Source organism: Planctobacterium sp. R6, from assembly GCF_055755215.1.
On the sequence record NZ_JBVTQY010000012.1, the window covers coordinates 92,853 to 111,491 of the forward strand.

The following is an 18,639-nucleotide window of genomic DNA, read 5'->3' on the forward strand; positions in this document are numbered from 1 at the left end:
GAATACATGAAAGCATCTGACTTGTTTGTGAAAGCCCTTGAAGCCGAGGGCGTGGAATATATCTTTGGGATTCCAGGAGAAGAAAACCTGGATTTGCTGGAATCGCTGCGTGACTCATCAATCAAACTGATCCTGACCCGACACGAACAAGGGGCTGGCTTTATGGCGGCTACCTACGGTCGCTTAACCGGAAAAGTGGGTGTCTGTTTATCAACCCTGGGGCCGGGCGCCACTAACCTGGTGACTCCCGCCGCTTACGCTCAACTGGGTGCAATGCCGATGCTGGTGATCACCGGGCAAAAGCCGATAAAAACCAGCAAACAAGGGCGCTTTCAGGTGATAGACGTAGTGGACATGATGCGCCCCATTACCAAATATACCACTCAGGTGGTCAGTGGCGACCGTATTCCATCGGTAGTGCGCGAAGCTTTCCGTCTGGCTCACGAAGAACGTCCCGGAGCCGTGCATATTGAATTGCCGGAAGATATTGCTGCAGAAATCACCCTGCAACCCCTGATCAGTGCCAGTGTGGCCCGTCGGCCTATCGCTGAATACAAGGCCATCAATCGTGCCGTAGAGATGATTGAAGCGGCCAAATCTCCGGTGTTACTGATTGGTGCGGGAGCTAATCGTAAACTCACCAGTAAGATGCTCACCGAATTCGTGGACAAAACCGGTATTCCCTATATCACCACACAAATGGGTAAAGGTGTTTTGGATGAACATGGTCCTCTGTTTTTGGGTAACACCGCGTTATCTGACGGTGACTTTGTGCACAGAGCCATTAATGCCGCTGATCTGATCATTAATGTGGGCCACGATGTCGTGGAAAAACCACCGTTTTTTATGAAGCCGGGCGGCAGTAAGGTGATCCATGTCAACTTTGCCGGTGCGTCGGTAGATCCTGTGTACTTCCCGCAACTGGAAGTCACCGGCGATATAGCCAACAGCATCTGGCAGATCAAAGAACAGATCAACAAGCAGGACTCCTGGGATTTCAGCTTTTTCCGCAAGGTACACAACGCCTATGTGGTGCACCGCAGTGAATCGGAAAATGACGACCGTTTCCCGATTTTACCCGAGCGTTTTGTGCGGGATGTGCGTGAAGCCATGCCCAAAAATGGCATAGTGACATTGGACAATGGGGTGTACAAAATCTGGTTTGCCCGCAATTATCCGGCGGCCTTTCCCAATACCCTGTTGTTAGATAACGCGTTGGCCACCATGGGAGCCGGTTTACCTTCCGCGATGGCGGCAAAAATGGTACATCCGGACAGACCGGTGATCACCGTCTGTGGTGACGGCGGCTTTATGATGAACTCGCAGGAACTGGAAACGGCGGTGCGACTGAACCTGCATATCGTGGTGCTGATCCTGCGGGATGACGCCTACGGCATGATCAAATGGAAGCAGGCCCATATGGAATTTGAAAATTTTGGTCTGGATTACGGCAATCCGGATTTTGTGAAATACGTGGAGAGCTATGGTGGTAAGGGCTGGCGCGTGGAATCAGCGGCAGAGTTGTTGCCGCAACTGAAACACTGTCTGGAAGAGCCGGCCGTGCATTTAATTGATGTACCGGTTGATTACAGCCTGAATGACCAGACGTTAAATAAAACCATCAAAGAACTGAGCAGCAAAATTTAAGGAGGTTTCATGAGTCAGGCATTAGCAGAGCACTACCCCTATTATCTTGCCAACAAGGCCGTTTACGCCAATAAAGACCTGGTGGTGACTAACAAATACACCGGTGAGGCCGCCACACACGTGGCCATGGCCGATGCCAGTGTTATCGACAAGGCCATTGCCGCCGCTGACGCCAGTCAAAAAGCACTGCGCAAAATGACGCCTTATGAGCGTCAGGACATACTGAACCATTGTGTTAAACGCTTCCAGGAGCGCTTTGAAGAGTTGGCTTATGCACTCTGTATCGAAGCCGGTAAGCCCATCAAAGACGCCAGAGGCGAAGTTACCCGTTTGATAGACACCTTCCGCATCGCAGCCGAAGAAGCGGTGCGAATGGAAGGACATGTAATGAATCTGGAGATTACCCCCAGAGCGAAAGGCTATCAGGGCATGTATAAACCTGTGCCTATTGGCCCCTGTTCCTTTATTTCGCCCTTTAACTTTCCGTTAAATCTGACTGCCCATAAGGTGGCACCGGCTATCGCGGTGGGTTGTCCGTTTGTATTAAAGCCAGCCAGTCGCACCCCAATCGGAGCCATAATTATTGGCGAAATTCTGGCAGAAACGGATTTACCTGAAGGCGCGTTTTCGATTTTACCCTGCAGTCGTGATGGTGCAGACCTGTTTACTACCGATGATCGCTTTAAGTTGCTCAGCTTTACCGGTTCTCCCGGTGTGGGTTGGGATTTAAAAGCGAAATCCGGTAAAAAACCCGTGGTACTGGAGCTGGGCGGTAATGCCGCTTGTGTGGTGGATGAAGATGCCGACCTGGATGACGCCATTGAGCGCATTATCTTTGGCGCCTATTATCAGTCTGGCCAGAGTTGCATCAGTGTACAGCGGGTGATTGTGCACAGCTCCTTATATGAGGAATTCAAAACCCGTTATGTAGAAAAGGTGCGCAACCTGGTGCATGGTGATCCCCTCAATGAGGACACCTTTATCGGCCCCATGATTTCTGAATCAGAAGCCAAACGCCTTGAAAGCTGGATCAACGAAGCCCGCGAGGCCGGAGCCAAAGTGTTGTGCGGTGGTAGTCGCGATGGGGCTATGTTGCAGGCTACTGTTATCGAAGGTGCTCCTTCAAATAGCAATATCAACGCAGAAGAAGCCTTTGGTCCTGTGTCTATCATCAGCTCGTTTGATGATTTTGACGCTGCATTGGAAGAAGTGAACAACAGTCAGTTTGGCTTGCAGGCCGGCATTTTCACTCGCGACCTGTACAAAGCTCACAAAGCCTGGGACACCCTGGATGTGGGCGGCGTAGTGATCGGAGACGTGCCCAGTTGGCGGGTAGACAACATGCCTTATGGCGGTGTGAAAGAATCCGGACTGGGTCGCGAAGGCGTAAAATTCGCCATGGAAGACATGACCGAGTTACGCCTGATGGTGATCAGAACCCCCCAGTAAGCCTTGACGTTCATGGGGGTAGCGTTCAAGGGGGAGAGTCGTTGAAAACAGTTGGCATACGATGGCTAACTGTTTTTAGCGAATCTGACCTTTGCTTATCCAAAGCGAATAGGATTAACATCCATATTCTTATGCAAAATACGAATAATCAGGATTTCCTGGCTATCCGTTTGTTGGTAAAAAATTACGTGACTACCTTGGGGAAACTTTCTATAGCCATCTCTTATCTCGTCACAGCGCCTACCGAGGACAGGGTTTTCCGACAACATCCAAAAGGATTCATCGAATTGTTTTAAATACAGGTTACGCTGCTCTTTGCCCCATTTTCGCTGTGTAAACAAAGCGATATCTTTTAAATCGGCTTTAGCGCTCACCGTTAATTTAAAAGGCTTCACTCTTTTAATTCACCGTCTAATTCTGTTATCAAATCATCAAGGTCGTAATCACTTACACCGCTTTCCTCACCAGCTACAAGTAATTGCCGTAGAGTGTTTAATTTGGTTTCCTGTGTCTCGAGTAAGCGAAGAGCCGAGCGAATGACCTCACTCGCTGAGCCATATCGACCACTTTGAATTTGATTAGCAATAAAACTATCAAAATGGTCACCAAGAGTGATGCTGGTATTTTTAGCCATAAAGATTCCCCAAGTACCAATATATACCTAATTATGGTATCGCTGCAGGGTAAGTCAAGAGCCCAGGCCAAGCGCATGAATTCAATGTTGTTGAAGTGTTCAGAGCCGTTGAAAACGGTTGGTACATTCTGGCTAACTGTTTTCAGCGAATTGTTGGGGTGGGGCAAAAGAGATTACGTAGGCCCCCAGACTAACTTGAAAAATTTAACATGGATGTCCCGATAAAAGCTCACCGATAAAAGCTCATGTAAAAGGCATTAGTTTTTACCAAATCTTCCTCTTACGAAATACACAACGATTAACGCAATCCAGATACCCAGTCCGATAATAAAAGGCATCTGGGCACTGGCGATGGCTCTGTCAGTCATAATGAAGTCCGGCTTGCCGGTTTGCCATAAAGTCCACTCATATCCCAGTTCTGATGCTAAAACGCTATGGCCGGTGACCAGGGCGATAAAAGCATCACCGGTAACCGGATTAATGCGCAAGCTGCTATTAATGGCGGGATCATTACTGCCATCGTGACCATAAACATATCCACCTTCTCCCACCGGCACATAATGCATGGCGCCTGGTCCCCAGATAGATTCGCCAAACACAAATCCCATAGGCTGTTGTAAGGCACTGGTTAGTTGCTCGTTCGATTGCAGTTGTTTCACCATGGCAGCAAGATCGTAGGCGGATGCATTGAACGCGGTAGCTGCAGAAGAGGCGTATTTAAATACCTCAACAGGCTGACCATGGTTATCGTATGAGCCAGAATTGTTGTCTTGCTCTGCAAGGTAACCATAACCGCTGTTGTTCATACCGGCCGGGCGAAGGATATTGGCCGACACCCATTGTTCAAAAGGTTGTCCGGTTATGTCTTCAACCAATAATTCTAAGATCAGATAGCCTCCCCCAGAATAAGCGAACGTATCGCCGGGGGGCATACCTACCTGGATCACTTTTTTGCCATTTGAGGCTCTGGGATTGTTCAGGCTTGCAACAACATCGGGTAGGGCCTCATCTCCACGGTAGTCACCAAAGCCAAGACCGTCAGTTAATCCGCCAGTATGGCTGAGTAACATGGAGATGGTGACCTTGTCATTGTTAAATTCACTTGCAGGCAACTGCCAGCTTTTCAGGTGTTGATGTACCGGATCTGACAGGGAAAAAGTCCCTTGTGCCGCCAGTTTGTGTACCGCCAATGCTGCAAATAATTTGCTCATGGACGCCACCGGAAAAACGGTATCGCCGTTAATTTCTGAACCGTCGGTTTGATGTGCCTGCGCTGTCTGAAAATACTGAAAGTCAATTTTCCCGTTTTTAAGCAACAGTACTGCGCCATTGCCTTTTAGCTGATTTTTCAGGGTGTTGCTGACATATGTCTGAAATTCAGGTTGATTGTGCGCAACTGGTTGCAGCCAGGCACCATCAAATGCGGCCAAGAATACCCAGGCTCCCCACAACAAAGGTGGCAGCAGGATCGCAATAATTTTTGTGAAAATCTTCATTGTTTAATGACCTCGTCTGAGAAAGAACCGTTTCATTCAGGCAAATTAGCCGAATCCGTGGATGATCTGGAGGGTTAATTCATGAACTGCTCACAGAGTGCACGAACTGCTCTGTAAAGTAGGCCGCAAATTGATATTATTTGGCTATCAGGAATTTTCAGGAAATCTTCAGTGAGCCGACGGGCCGGGATAATAGGGTGTTTGCTATGGTGCTTTGTCAGCACTATGGCCTTTGCTGAAAATATAATCGCACCCAGCGAAATTCAGTATTTACCTGCCAGCAAGCTGATTGGCGGGCAAGCCCCTTCTACAGGCTGGACAACGGTGGAATTTGGTCAACGAATTCCCATTAGCGAACCCCGGTACCTGCTGCGCCTAAAATATCAGATTGATATGCCTTTTGAGCAACCCGCAGGGCTGTTTGTTAGTTTGTTGGGCGCGTATGAAGTAAGTTGGGATGGCGCTATCGTCGGGCAAAATGGTCAGCCTGCGCTTGATAACCGGGCCGAAATACCTGGGCACATCGATTATTTGCTGTTGCTGCCTCCCGAGTATGTCAGCGTGGGAGAGCATCGGATAGAACTTCGGGTTTCTTCTGCAAGATTATCGAGTCCGGATGAAGAGTCCTTTCTGTGGTCATTTCTCGGTGATTATGATTTTTTACTGACGATTGGTGTGAAACGCGCTATTACACCGCTGGTGATGTCAGGCGCTACTTTACTGATAGCTTTGTATTTATTTTATTCTTTCTTTTTCAACAAGGCGGCTCCGATTTATCTGCTTTACAGCGGGCTATTTTCCCTCAGTTTGTTCGCATTAATGCTGGTGGAATCCTGGCGCGGTTTGGTGGGTTATCTGTACCACTGGCATGAGTATCGATTGTGGCTGGTGAACGGCTTGAGTTTTATCGCTGCTCTGAGTCTGCTGCTTTACACTCAGCACTTTTTAAATTCGTCGGCGATTTACAGACACCGAATCACGGCCTTGTTTGCTGTGGTCAGCGGTCTGGTATTGCTGCTAAGTAACAGTTTTGATGTGCAAAGTCTGGTGTTGATCCTCGCAGGCTCAGTGTTGTCTGTTGTTACTGCGGCTATCGCGGTTTACCGGCGAAAACCCTATGCCAGATTGCTGTTGGTGTGTCTGGGGCTTTTTTTACTACCGGTATCTTTGGGGTTGCTGGATTTTACTGATCGTTATTTTTTTGTCTCTTCCTTTGTGTTGCTTTTGTTTATTCTGGTGATCCAGGCACAGCAACTTAAACAGCACCAGCTCAGATTAGCAGAGAGTCAGCTATCGCAGGCGCGGTTAGAGCTGGAGCTGGTAAAGCGCAATATCCAACCGCATTTTATTCTGAACACCCTGACCGCTATTGAAGAATGGATAGAGCAATCCCCCAAAACAGCTACTGAGTTTATTCAGGCGCTGGCCAATGAATTCCGAATGGTCTCCAAGGTGTCGGCACAACCACTGATAACGGTTCATGAAGAGATTAGCATCTGTGAAAATCATATGCGCATTATGGGATTCCGAAATGATAGTCGGTTTAGTTTGGACGCTGAGCTGGTGGACGGACGTGTTCTGATCCCACCTGGGGTATTGTTAACCATGGTAGAAAATGCCATTTCTCACAATCCGTCCGGCAGAGAAGAGGTGATGTTTTCACTGCGTCAGAGCATACAGGACAATCAGGTAGCATTGATTTTTCAGTCACCACTTAACCGTCACTGCCATGAATCAGCAGCGACGGCGATGCGAACCGGCACCGGCACCAAATACATTCATGCCCGGATGCGGGAAGCATTTGCAGATGAATGGCATTATGCGGTGTCGGAATCAGACGGCCTCTGTCTCACCAGGTTGTGCTATCCGCTGAGTTGCGAAAAAGAGGAATAGGTCTTGTTAAAATTAGTGATAGTGGAAGACGAGTTTATGGTGGCGAAACGACTGGAGCGTTTTGTCAGGCAATCGCTGGAAGGTACAAGTTATCAGATAAACTGTTTTAACACATTGGATGACGCTGCAGATTACCTGGCGCAAAACAGTATTGATGGCTTGTTGCTGGATCTCAACCTCAATGGTCTGGATGGCTTTGATCTACTCAAACAACAGCTCAGCAAGAGCTTTCAGACTATTGTGGTTTCTGCCAACTCAGATCGCGCGCTGGAGGCATTTGAATATGGGGTATTGGATTTTGTGGCCAAGCCTTTTGTACAGGAGCGGGTTGAAGCCGCCATCCAACGCCTGTTAAATCGCCAGCATCAAAGTCATTGTAAATACCTGACTTACCAGCAACGCAATGAACTCAAAATGATTGCCGTTGAGGATATTGCCTTTGTGAAGGCAGCAGGCCACTACAGTGAAATCTGCACCAGAGAAGGACATGAAGTATTGCATGAAAAGAACCTGGAAGGACTGATGCAGATACTGCCCGTAAACTTTATGCGCATTCATCGCTCCTATGTTGTCAACCTCAACGACATCGCCTCATTAAAGGCCGATAGTGGCTCTAAATATACACTGCATTTAAAAAACGGCAGCAGCCTGCCCGTGGGTCGAACACGGGTGAATACGCTCAGAGACGCCATAACGGGTGAGAGGTGACCGACCAGGCAGTCAGCGTTGTTAAAACCATTTGGTTTTTATTTAACTGCGATAAATATGTTCTTTCATCTCCTGGAACAATTTTACATCGGCGCAATATTCAGCGGTGGGGCGCACCAACAGGCGGGGAATGCCAATGGGCTCGCCGGTTTCCATACAGTATCCATAACTGCCGGTTCGAATTCGCTCCAGGGCTTGCTGAATTTTAGGCAAGAGTTTTTGTTCGCGATCCACAATACGCATGGTCAGGGCGCATTGTTCTTCCCAGGAAGCGCGGTCGCTTTCGTCACTCAAATCAGGGGGACTCAGCATCTCGTCTTTGGCCTCCTGAATTCGGGCGCGGGTGGAATCGTGCAACGCAATCAGTCGTTGCCTGAAAAACTCCAGTTGCTGAGCATTCATATACTCTGATTCAGGGGCTTCAACCAGTTTTTGTTCAACCGCTGATAGCGTCTTAGGTTTGCGATTTGGCATAGTTATTCTCATTTCAGAATGGGGGCAAAAAAGAACAGGCTCAGTCTTTCTGATGTATCACCACCGCGTTGTGGGCGTGTAGACTTTCCTGGTGCTCCACTTTAAACCAGTAATCGGCCAAATTTTCCTGTGCTTCCATAAAGCGTTTCATCCGTCGCCCAGCATCTTCACAGAACATTAAATTGGCGCCATTGAGCCTGGCAAACTCTTGTTCATCTTCCCGTTTTACTGCTGTTTGTACCGGTGTGCCAATTGCCTGTTCCACAGACTGAATAAATTCATCCAGTTTTAACCAGTGCCCTTGGGCAAGTTGCAACTTCAGATACGCATAGGAGCGTTGATTGTGTGGGGTAGCCATTACGGCACCCGCGCTGGCTATCCAGTTGACCGCTTCATTTTTACTGAGTATTTCGTCGCCAAACTGGCGAGCGAAGGCTTCGCTATTGAGTTGGTTGGCCAGCGATGCAGAGCAAGGACAAGTACTGGAGTAAGGAACCGTTATATTCAGCTCGGTTTCGCTAACCGAATCGTTAATTTGTTGGGTAATTTCTATCGGATAAAGTTGATAACCGTAGTTTTCGCTAAGTAGCGCTTTTTTTCTCAAAGGTATCTCAAATACCAATCTGACTTTCGCAGACTGGCTGATCCCGATGTGAGATTGCAGCATGGCGTCTAACAGGGTGTTCAGACTTTCCAAAGTGACAGCTGCATTCGCTAAGATTTCCTGTAATTTGAGATACAGTCTGGACATATGAATGCCTTTAGATGCTGTATCCAGGCTGACAAATAAGTCGGCTGAAGTGTTCACAGAAACAAGGGTTTCGTCGCTGAGTTGCAACTGTATGGGTAATCCAATTTTCTCCATGCCGACCCATTGCAATGGTGAGTTGGTCTGAGCGTTTTGCGGAGCCTGGTTGGTGATATCGGGAAGCGGGTTTGAATCTTTGTGCATGTTGGACCTTAATCTTCCAGGTTGTTTTCCTGCCTGAATTGACGTTTTGCGTATCAAGAAATTAATCAAAATGTTATGTTATCACATAAGGCTAAAGTAAAGGTAAATTAATCACCATGAAAACCCTCATAAAAAATGCCTATAGCCTGTCTCGTTTACTGGGAGGAAACAGCGATGTTGAGGTTGTTGTTAATGTTGTCGTGGAAGGCGACAAAATTGTGTCGATTACAGAGCACATACCCGCAGGCCAATTCGATCCTGTTATTGATGCTTCTGGGCTGTTTTTGTCGCCAGGTTTGGTGGACCCTCAGGTGCATTTCAGAGAGCCGGGTATGGAATATAAGGAGGACATTGAATCAGGCAGTAAGGCGGCAGTACAAGGGGGATTTACCCAGGTGATTTCTATGCCGAATACTTCGCCAACAGCGGATAACCCGAATGTGATTGCGCTTATGGTCAACCGTTCCAAAGCGGTGAATATCTGTAAGGTCCATCCAACGGGTTCCTTATCAAAAGGCCTGGCAGGCAAGCAAATGACGGATTTTGCAGCCCTGAAAGAAGCCGGGGCCGTAGCCATCACGGATGACGGCAAAGGGGTTCAGGATGAAGCCTTGTTTAAGGAGGCTTTAGCCAAAGCGGCTGAGTTAAACCTACCTGTGTTGGATCATTCCGAAGATGAATCTCTGTCTAATGGCGGCTGTATCCATGCTGGGGAAATTGCCGCTAAATACAAGGTTAAGGGAATCGATCCTGCGTCGGAGTCAGTGCACGTAGAGCGCGGCTGTTTGTTGAGTGAACAAACTGGCGCTCACTATCACGTTTTGCACGTTTCTACTAAGGCCTCAATTGATGCGGTAAGAGCTGCAAAGCAAAAGGGCATTAGGGTAACGGTGGAGGTATCTCCTCACCACTTATTGTTGTGTGACGAGGATATTCCGCTAAAGGCTGATAATACCTTAAACGCCAACTGGAAAATGAACCCGCCATTGCGTTCCCGTTCAGATATGAAGGCGTGTCAGCAAGCGTTACTGGATGGCACCATTGACGCTATTGCTACTGATCATGCTCCTCATTCTCCGGAGGAAAAAGCGCAACATATTGAGTCAGCCCCCTTTGGCATTATCGGACTGGAAACCGCATTTCCGTTGATCTACAGTCATTTTGTCAAAACCGGTCGCTTATCTTTAGCCGATGGTATTGACCTGATGAGCATGAAGCCCGGGGCCTTGTTTAATATTCAGTGTGGACGTTTGGTGGAAGGATCTTTGGCGGATCTGTGCTTATTTGATCTGGAAAATCAATTTGTGGTTACAGAAGACTTTTTTGCCTCCAAATCCAGGAACTCGCCGTTCATCGGTGAAGCATTGTATGGGCAAACTATATTGACCATGATGAATGGCAATATTGTTTATCAGGCTGAGAAGAGATAGGTGTCAGAAACTCAAAAATAGCATGGGGTCAGGTTCGCTGAAACCCTTCCCTGACCCAGGCCACAACCTAACCCTCAAACTCCATATAGACATCGGCGCGTTGGTAGTGAGAATCTGCCGGGCTGGGTTTGTGCACAAAACCCATTTTTTCGTATAGTGCAACAGCAGGGGTTAAACGTTTATTGGATTCTAAAAACAGCAACTTACCGCCGAAACTGCGAAATCGCTCGATGGCGAATTCCATTAGTTTTCGGCCCACTTTCAGACCCTGATACTTTTCTGTTACCGCCATTTTAGTCAGCTCTACCCGGCCATCGGGTGAAACCATTAAGGCCACAGTGCCAATAATTTCGCCGCGATAACGAGCAAAGTAAATATTGCCGCCGTCCGCCAGGATGTACTTTTGGGGGTTGGACAGCACTTCATTATCGTATTCCTCTACGTAGAAGTACTTTTCCAGCCATTCAATATTGAGTCGTTTAAAGTCTTCGGCATATTCTGGCTGCCAGGTGATGATTTCTACTTCGTGAGCGGTTTTGAGCTTCTCTCTGGCTACAATGCGTTCCGACAAGGCCTGTTGCTGGCTTTGATGTTCCAGATTCAACACCGCTGGCAGAAGTTGATGTTCCGAGGCTTTGAGCATATCGTCCAGGCAATACTGCATGTTTTCCCAGATGGGGATCAGTAGCTGCACCAACGCTTGTCCCGATTCGGTTAATGACAATAACCGTCGGCGCTCGTCGTCGGGATCAGGGCGGGTATCCACATAGCCTTGCTGGTTTAGCTTTTTACTCATTTGATTTACCGCAGGATGGGTGATCCCCAGTGCTTCGGCGATTTCCATGATGGCGGCATCACCATTTTGATACAGCAGAAATATAACTGCCGTTACCCGGGAGCTAAGTTGGATGTTGTGTCTGTCATACACTTTATCCACCTCATCATACAGGCTGTCACTAAGGCGCTTTAAACGCGTGCCTAAAAACAGTTCACCCAGTTCTTCAATGGTTTTCATCGCATGCCGTGTCGTTTTAGGTAAGTCATTACGTAAAATAATACGTAATAGCTTACGTAAATGGCAAGATGTTTTTTTAGTTAAATTTCTTTGCTGTTCCTATCCGCTGCGAAATGTCGTTAAAATACAATAACGTATCTGCAAATTTGGACAAAAAATCAGATAGTGAACAGGATATCGGGTGAACCTTGTCGCAACCGGATTGAGTTCAATTTCCTGATCGGTAAATTTGTTGTAGGCTATAGAAATAAATCAGAATTAATTAAGCAACAAACGGCTGTCTATGGCTATTCACAATCTCATCTGTGCGTTGATCATCGTGTGGCTGGGACTTTTTTCCAGACAGGTATCCGGCTCCCAAATATTTGAGTTGGGAGAATGGTACTTTGAATCCTTTGAAGAGTTGGAAAACCTGTCGGTGGATGTGATCACCACTATGCTGCAGGACGAACGTGGCTTTATCTGGCTGGGGTCGCAAAATGGCCTGGTGCGCTATGACGGATACCAATTCAGGCAATATCTGCCACAAGCAGGTAATCCTCATGCGATTAGTGGTAAATACATTCAGAGTCTGGTTGAGATCGACGGCAAAATTTGGGTTGGTACTTATTCCGACGGGTTGTCCATTTACGATCCTGCCAGTAATCAATTCAGCTCCTATTATCACGATGATGAAGATCCCCTGAGCCTGGCGGACAACGATGTCAGGGCCATATTACCGATGGGCGAGTTTGTGTTTTTAGGCACCCGCGGTGGTGTGAATATCTTTACCAAAGATGGGCGTTCCCTGGGTATTATGCAGATAGTCGGGTGTAATCAGGTGCTGGCCAAAGAGCGCATCAATACCCTGATTCGGGAAGGTGAATCATTGTGGCTGGGAACCGTTAACGGCCTTTGCAGACTCACCATTCCGGCCTTTGTGGATGCCGGACAAGCCTGGCAAGGGCTCGAACTTCAGGAGTTTGCAGGACACAATGTTTTTAATCTGTCGCTGGATCAGTTAAAGCAAATATGGGTCGGAACCACCAATCAGGGGGCCGCGGTGGTGCAGCCGGGCAGTCTGACGGTAACGGTTATTCCCTATGATGCCGAAGATCCCAATAAGCTGAATGCGCCCTGGATTGATGAAGTCATCCAGATAGGAGATGAAGTTTGGTTGGCGACGGCCGGAGCAGGTGTTGCGGTTATTGATGCGCAAACCCTGCAGGTAAAACGCCATATTAAGCGTCAGGAAGGCATTCCGAATACCTTAACACTGAACGATATCAGTGCCTTTTTGCAGGACGATTCCGGTCTTATCTGGATTGGCACCTGGGGAGGCGGCTTAAATCGATTTAATCCTGCCAATAAAGCCTTTCGAACACTGCGCCCTAACCATCTGAAAACCAATACCATTACGCATCCGGATGTGCGGGCCATTAAAGAGCTGGACAATGGTGAGATCTGGATTGGCTCGTTTGTTAACGGCATCGACATTATGCATCCGGAGCACGGTATTATCCGGGGGTTCAGACCTGACAGCGGTGACCCTTTGGCCTTAAAAGGTGGATACGTCTTTAGTATTGAACAAATGCCTGACGGCACTATCTGGGTGGCGACACTGGATCACGGTGTATTCCGTTATTTACCGGAAAAGGATGGCTTTAAGCAATTTGTCGATACACCCGGCCTGGCTGACAACACGGTACGAACTTTGTTTGCCGAAGACAGTCGCTGGTTATGGGTAGGCACTGACGCCGGGCTGAGTCTGCTGGATGCCGAGTCGGATACCTTAGCGCGGTTTACCGATGCCAGTACCCGTGATCCAAATTTTGACAAGGTCATCGAAACCGTGGCGGTATATGACGGTTATGCCTGGATAGGAACTAACCAGGGGTTATATATCGCAGACAAAAGCACCATGCAGGTGGTGCCCGTTGTCAGCCCGGAAGGCAAAGGGCTGGCAGATAACTTTATTACAGATATAGTGATCAGCGCCGAAAATGAGTTGTTTTTGGTCAATAGCCTGGGATTAGATCGCCTGCTGGCCTGGCAGCCTTCCGGAATCAATCTGGGCGAAGTTCCTGCTGAGTTTGAATCCATCAATGACAAGGTTGGATTGCCTGGTCGCAGTTTAGGCAATGCATTGCTGCAGGATGAACAGGGGCGCTTGTGGGTACAAAACAGTGTTATTGATCCGTCTGACTGGTCACTGACCCGCATCAATAAGTCTTCTGGCTGGGATATCGGCAATATGTGGATCGGCAGTAATCATAAGTTGCGCGATGGCACATTGATGTTTGGCGGCACCCGGGGTGTCATGCTGGTTCGTCCTGAACTGTACGAAAAGTGGTTGTATGAACCGAAGTTAGTGATCACTTCCATGGCCAGAGACAGTGATGAAATAGCCCCGGCTGAGGCCAATCCCTTCGTTATTGGGCCTGAGGCTGAGAGCTTCTTTATAGAGTTTGCCGCGCTGGATTATGCCGGTTCAGAGCAGATCCAGTACCAGTACAAAATGCAGGGTTATGACAGTAACTGGATCAGTACCGATGCCCGCAATCGCCGCGCAGCCTATTCCCGATTACAGCCGGGCGAGTATCAGTTGCAGGTGCGCGGTACTAACAAAGAAGGTATCTGGAGTGAACATCTGCTCAATGTTGCTATTCTGCAACAACCCACCTGGTATCAAACCTGGTGGTTCCGGTTACTGGGGGTGTTGCTGGTGTCGGGTGTGCTGTTTAGTGTGTACAACTATCGTGTTGCCAGGTTAAATCAGCAGAAAAAGGCGCTGGATCAGTTGGTGGCATCCCGTACCGCCGATGTTGAACTGTTGGGTAAAATAGGCAAAGACATCACCTCTTCCCTGGATCTGGAAGAGGTAATGAATGCCGTGTATCGCCATGTTGCCAAGCTCATTGATAGCAATGTATTTCTGATGGGGTTTGTGGATGAGGAACAGCGGCAGATCAATGTCCAGTTTTTGAAAGAAAACGATACCCGCTGTGAGAATATCAGCTATTCCCTTTCGGATCAGAACCGCCCCGCCGTGTGGTGTGTGGTAAATCAACGGCCATTGATTACTCAAAATCGTCTGGAGTTGCTGGATTATCTGGGGGAAATTCAGTCACCAAAATTCGGTGGCGCAATGGAATCCATTATTTATTTGCCTCTGATCATCCATGACAAAGTGATTGGATGTTTAAGTTTGCAGAGCCCCAGGCAAAACGCCTATACACAAAGTGATGTGGATGTATTGCAAAAGGTGGCTTCCTACGCTGCTATTGCACTGGACAATGCTGAATCTCACAGCAAGCTGGAATCGGCACTCAGTGAAATTGAGCGCATCAGCTTAACCGACCAACTTACCGGTGCCAAAAACAGACGCTTTTTGGAAAATATCATGCCGGTGGAAATGGCCAGAATTAAACGCGCCCGCGCGGATAATTCGCCGATTGAACTGGGCTTTGTGCTGATAGATATTGACCATTTTAAAGCGGTGAACGACACCTGGGGCCACGATGCCGGCGATCAGTTGTTGGTTCAGTTTGTAGACTTACTGCATAAACTGTGTCGCGAGTCAGACTGGGTTGTCAGGCTGGGCGGTGAAGAGTTTGTGGTGGTGGCGCAAATCGAAGAACAGGGGCAGTTGGCGAAGTTGGCGGAGCGATTACGCAAGGGGGTTGCGGAATTTACCTTTGTTATAGACGAAGAGCTGGAATTGCACAAATCCTGTTCCATAGGCCTGGTCACTGTGCCATTTGTCAGTGGGGATTTCAGTAAAATCAACTGGCAAAAATGCCTCAATATCGCTGACCGGGCATTATATGCCGCCAAAAACAATGGACGAAATGCCTGGGTAGCGATTTTCGCCAATCAGTCTTTAATTGAGGCGGATATTTATGAGCAGGTGTTAAAACAACCTGATGTGTTGCGCTCCGAAGGACGTATCAGTTGTATCACCTCTTTTCCCGAGGGGCTGGAGTGGCATTTTAGTCAGGAGTAATGCTTATAAAAAAAGCCACCCTGGCGTCCAGGGTGGCTTTTGGTTTTAACTGTAAACTCAGGCTAGCTTGTCGGATGCCACGTGGTAACGGGGATCTTCTGCCACGTTGATTTCCACGTATTCCTGGGCCTTGGTCAGCAAGCCACGGCATTCTTCACTGATATGGCGTATGTGTAGTTTTTTACCTGCCTGACGATATTTGTCCGCCAGATTGTCGATGGCATCCAGACCGGATGAATCCCAGATACGGGAATTATTGAAGTCGATAACCACATCATCCGGGTCATTAGCTGGGTCAAACAGATCTTTAAAGTGTAAAACCGAGCCAAAGAACAACGGACCTTCCACTTCATAGACTTTCCAGCCATCATCATCCAGGTGCGTTTTGGCAATAATGTGGGTTGCGTGTTTCCAGGCAAATACCAGTGCAGACATGATCACACCGACAATGACGGCAATAGCCAGATCAGCAAATACTGTGATCACCGTAACTGAGAACAACACAACGGCATCTTCTTTGTTAACACCGCGAATGATCTTAAAGCTGGCCCACTCAAAGGTGCCAATCACCACCATAAACATAACGCCTACCAGTGCGGCTAATGGGATCATCTCAATTAATGGCGCAGCGAACAGAATAAAGGCTAATAGCACTAAGGCTGCCGTGATACCGGAGAGACGACCACGTCCGCCGGAGTTGATGTTGATCATGCTCTGACCAATCATGGCACAGCCACCCATACCACCGAAGAAGCCGTTAACAGTATTCGCCACACCCTGACCAATACATTCACGATTCCCTTTACCTCGGGTATCGGTTAAATCATCAATCAGCGACAGGGTCAACAGTGATTCTATCAGGCCCACCAGTGCCAAAATAACAGCCGTGGGTAACACGATATACAGGGTTTCAAGTGTAAAAGGCACTGCCGGGATGGCGAAACTGGGCAGTTCACCGGCCAGTGTCACAGTGTCGCGCTGTTCGGCAGGTACCATATCCTTAACAAAATCAATAACGGTTCTGGCTTCCAGATCCAGACCATGCACCATTGCGGTAACTGTTAAAATCGCGACTAATGACGCCGGAACGGCAGAAGTGAGCTTCGGCAGAAAGAAGATAATCGCCATAGTCAGCGCCGTCAGACCCAACATCAGATATAACATCTGACCCTGCATCCAGACCTGTAAACCCGAGGTGTCCAGAATCTTAAACTGCCCCAACTGGGCGAGGAAGATCACAATGGCCAGGCCATTAACGAAGCCCAGCATGACCGGATAGGGCACCAGGCGAATGAATTTACCGAGTTTAAATATCCCGGCCAGTAGCTGCAAAAGCCCGGCCAATATAACGGCGACAAATAAATACTGGACGCCGTGTGTGGCTACCAGGGCTACCATCACCACCGCCATTGCGCCGGTGGCACCGGAGATCATACCGGGTCTGCCGCCAATGGCAGAAGTGATCAGGCCCATCATAAAGGCGGCATACAGTCCCACCATGGGTTCAACACCGGCCACAAACGCAAAGGCAACTGCTTCTGGCACCAATGCAAGGGCAACGGTAATGCCCGACAGCACGTCATTTTTTACGTTACTGTCTTTTTTAGTAATCAAATCAAACATAGTGTGCTCTGTTGATGAAAAATGCCGCGAATTCTAACAGGAATTGCACGAATGATCTTTTAACAGATTGTTAAATGTAGCTGGATTTCAGCGAATTGGTTATATTTTGCCGTTTTATAGCAGTTCCATTAGGTATTCACCCACTCAGGTGGGGAGTTATATAATGGAGCTGGTATAAAGGAGGGTAAATGCCACATTGTATTATTGAGTATTCAAATGGTCAGGATGCTGAATTATTGTGTTCAGCCGTGTTTGAAGCTGCACAGCAGTCCGGCTTGTTTAACGAAGATGGTAGCGATATCAAGGTCCGGGCTAGCGCTTTCGAGCGCTATCAAACGGGTGGGAAAAGACAGTCTTTCATTCATGTTTGTTTGAAGATCCTCTCTGGCAGAACACTGGAACAGAGACAGGCGTTGTCACAAGGAGTGTTGGAAAATTTAGCGGCGCTAGCCACTGAAGTCGGTAGTACCAGCGTCGAAGTAGTGGAGATGGAGCGAGCCAGTTACAGCAAGCGCCTGGCCTAGACGCTTACTGCCTGTCTGGTTAATTTACAAAGGCATATTCCATTTCATAAATGTAGTCCAGGGTCGGAAAGCGCCACAACTCGATAGCCTGAGCCATACACTGAGCATAATCATCAGTGACCATTGGTGTTGCCAATTCACCCTGTTTAATGACGGCAACGTTATCAATTTGACCGCTGGGTTGAATGATAAAAGATACGCCCCCCTGTGCATGAGCGCCGTGCATGTCTTCACACAGATCAAAATGTAATTTGTGTTGCTCCATGACACTGTTGGCAATTCGATAAAAGGCATCATCAGAATTATCCAAAGAGCGCAAGGCCACCGCTGTCATGTCGGTAATACCGCCGCCGGTGTTATTGTTGACAATCAATTGACTGCGACACATCAGAGTGGTTTGTTGTGTGTCGTTGCTACAACTGTACACACTGTCGTTGTTGACCGAGCATGTGCCGTTGCTGTCGGTTAACCAGGGCTGTTCAGTGGCGTTGTAATTCAGCGTCAGAGATTGGTTTGTCTGATTGATACAAATCAGATTGTAGGCGCTGTCTCCTTGCTGTTTAACGGCCCAGACACGGCCTTTGGCGGCCAGTGTTAAACGTTCTGAGGGAGCGACTTTGTTGTTGTCTCCGGTTAGCGACAGGCCCTTGCTGCGTTCTGCCAGAATGGTCAGATCGTTGGCCATGACAACCGGGTGCCATGCCAAGCCACCTAACAATACAGCAAGAACAAGGGATTTTGGCGTGCGGAACACGCGCTGTATAACTGCTGTTTTCTTCATCTTTGTTACTCCCACAGGGTGGTCTGTT

At 48.1% G+C, this 18,639-nt stretch carries 15 protein-coding genes; 7 read left to right on the forward strand and 8 right to left on the reverse strand.

All coding sequences use genetic code 11. From position 1 onward, the window contains the following. Positions 1-6 precede the first annotated feature (6 nt). Complete coding sequence (locus AC0J20_RS10125; RefSeq protein WP_473021569.1) at positions 7-1,647, forward strand: acetolactate synthase large subunit; 1,641 nt, start codon at positions 7-9, stop codon at positions 1,645-1,647. 9 nt (positions 1,648-1,656) lie between these two features. Then, positions 1,657-3,096, forward strand: a complete 1,440-nt coding sequence (locus AC0J20_RS10130; protein WP_473021570.1) for an aldehyde dehydrogenase family protein — start codon at positions 1,657-1,659, stop codon at positions 3,094-3,096. Between the two features lie 95 nt (positions 3,097-3,191). On the opposite strand, the gene AC0J20_RS10135 is transcribed toward AC0J20_RS10130, so the two are convergent. From AC0J20_RS10135 to AC0J20_RS10145, 3 genes are all read right to left on the reverse strand, one after another. Then, positions 3,192-3,491, reverse strand: coding sequence for a type II toxin-antitoxin system RelE/ParE family toxin (locus AC0J20_RS10135; protein ID WP_473021571.1), 300 nt, complete (start codon positions 3,489-3,491; stop codon positions 3,192-3,194). Continuing rightward, positions 3,488-3,730: a type II toxin-antitoxin system ParD family antitoxin gene (locus AC0J20_RS10140; RefSeq protein WP_229531107.1), complete on the reverse strand. Its 243-nt coding sequence runs from the start codon at positions 3,728-3,730 to the stop codon at positions 3,488-3,490. The genes AC0J20_RS10135 and AC0J20_RS10140 overlap by 4 nt, the downstream gene beginning before the upstream one ends. 257 nt (positions 3,731-3,987) lie before the next feature. Then, the gene (locus AC0J20_RS10145) at positions 3,988-5,226 is read right to left on the reverse strand and encodes a serine hydrolase domain-containing protein (protein WP_473021572.1); all 1,239 of its coding nucleotides are present in this window, start codon (positions 5,224-5,226) and stop codon (positions 3,988-3,990) included. Positions 5,227-5,397: 171 nt separating this feature from the next. Between AC0J20_RS10145 and AC0J20_RS10150 the strand changes: the two genes are divergently transcribed. Both AC0J20_RS10150 and AC0J20_RS10155 read left to right on the forward strand, forming a co-directional pair. Next, entirely contained in the window at positions 5,398-7,119 is a 1,722-nt protein-coding gene (locus tag AC0J20_RS10150) for a histidine kinase (RefSeq protein ID WP_473021573.1), read from the forward strand. A 3-nt stretch (positions 7,120-7,122) separates the two neighbouring features. Beyond that, positions 7,123-7,827 (forward strand): LytR/AlgR family response regulator transcription factor, encoded by a 705-nt coding sequence (locus tag AC0J20_RS10155; RefSeq protein WP_229531110.1) that lies wholly within the window; start codon positions 7,123-7,125, stop codon positions 7,825-7,827. Between the two features lie 42 nt (positions 7,828-7,869). Here the strand turns inward: AC0J20_RS10155 and AC0J20_RS10160 are convergent, their stop codons facing one another. Both AC0J20_RS10160 and folE2 read right to left on the reverse strand, forming a co-directional pair. Next, positions 7,870-8,301, reverse strand: coding sequence for a TraR/DksA family transcriptional regulator (locus AC0J20_RS10160; RefSeq protein WP_473021574.1), 432 nt, complete (start codon positions 8,299-8,301; stop codon positions 7,870-7,872). Between the two features lie 40 nt (positions 8,302-8,341). Further along, entirely contained in the window at positions 8,342-9,253 is a 912-nt protein-coding gene (folE2, locus tag AC0J20_RS10165; RefSeq protein ID WP_473021575.1) for a GTP cyclohydrolase FolE2, read from the reverse strand. A gap of 116 nt (positions 9,254-9,369) precedes the next feature. Here folE2 and AC0J20_RS10170 point away from each other — a divergent pair, with 116 nt between their 5' ends. Then, the gene (locus AC0J20_RS10170; protein WP_473021576.1) at positions 9,370-10,683 is read left to right on the forward strand and encodes a dihydroorotase; all 1,314 of its coding nucleotides are present in this window, start codon (positions 9,370-9,372) and stop codon (positions 10,681-10,683) included. 67 nt (positions 10,684-10,750) lie between these two features. Here AC0J20_RS10170 and AC0J20_RS10175 read toward each other — a convergent pair whose 3' ends face one another. Continuing rightward, complete coding sequence (locus AC0J20_RS10175) at positions 10,751-11,698, reverse strand: bifunctional helix-turn-helix transcriptional regulator/GNAT family N-acetyltransferase (RefSeq protein WP_473021577.1); 948 nt, start codon at positions 11,696-11,698, stop codon at positions 10,751-10,753. 283 nt (positions 11,699-11,981) lie between these two features. Here AC0J20_RS10175 and AC0J20_RS10180 point away from each other — a divergent pair, with 283 nt between their 5' ends. Continuing rightward, complete coding sequence (locus tag AC0J20_RS10180; RefSeq protein WP_473021578.1) at positions 11,982-15,683, forward strand: ligand-binding sensor domain-containing diguanylate cyclase; 3,702 nt, start codon at positions 11,982-11,984, stop codon at positions 15,681-15,683. Between the two features lie 57 nt (positions 15,684-15,740). Here the strand turns inward: AC0J20_RS10180 and AC0J20_RS10185 are convergent, their stop codons facing one another. Further along, the gene (locus AC0J20_RS10185) at positions 15,741-17,306 is read right to left on the reverse strand and encodes a SulP family inorganic anion transporter (RefSeq protein ID WP_229531116.1); all 1,566 of its coding nucleotides are present in this window, start codon (positions 17,304-17,306) and stop codon (positions 15,741-15,743) included. A 188-nt stretch (positions 17,307-17,494) separates the two neighbouring features. On the opposite strand from AC0J20_RS10185, the gene AC0J20_RS10190 reads away from it, so the two are divergent. After that, positions 17,495-17,830, forward strand: a complete 336-nt coding sequence (locus AC0J20_RS10190; RefSeq protein WP_473021579.1) for a 5-carboxymethyl-2-hydroxymuconate Delta-isomerase — start codon at positions 17,495-17,497, stop codon at positions 17,828-17,830. 19 nt (positions 17,831-17,849) lie between these two features. Here AC0J20_RS10190 and AC0J20_RS10195 read toward each other — a convergent pair whose 3' ends face one another. Beyond that, positions 17,850-18,611, reverse strand: coding sequence for a hypothetical protein (locus AC0J20_RS10195; protein ID WP_473021580.1), 762 nt, complete (start codon positions 18,609-18,611; stop codon positions 17,850-17,852). Positions 18,612-18,639 lie beyond the last annotated feature (28 nt).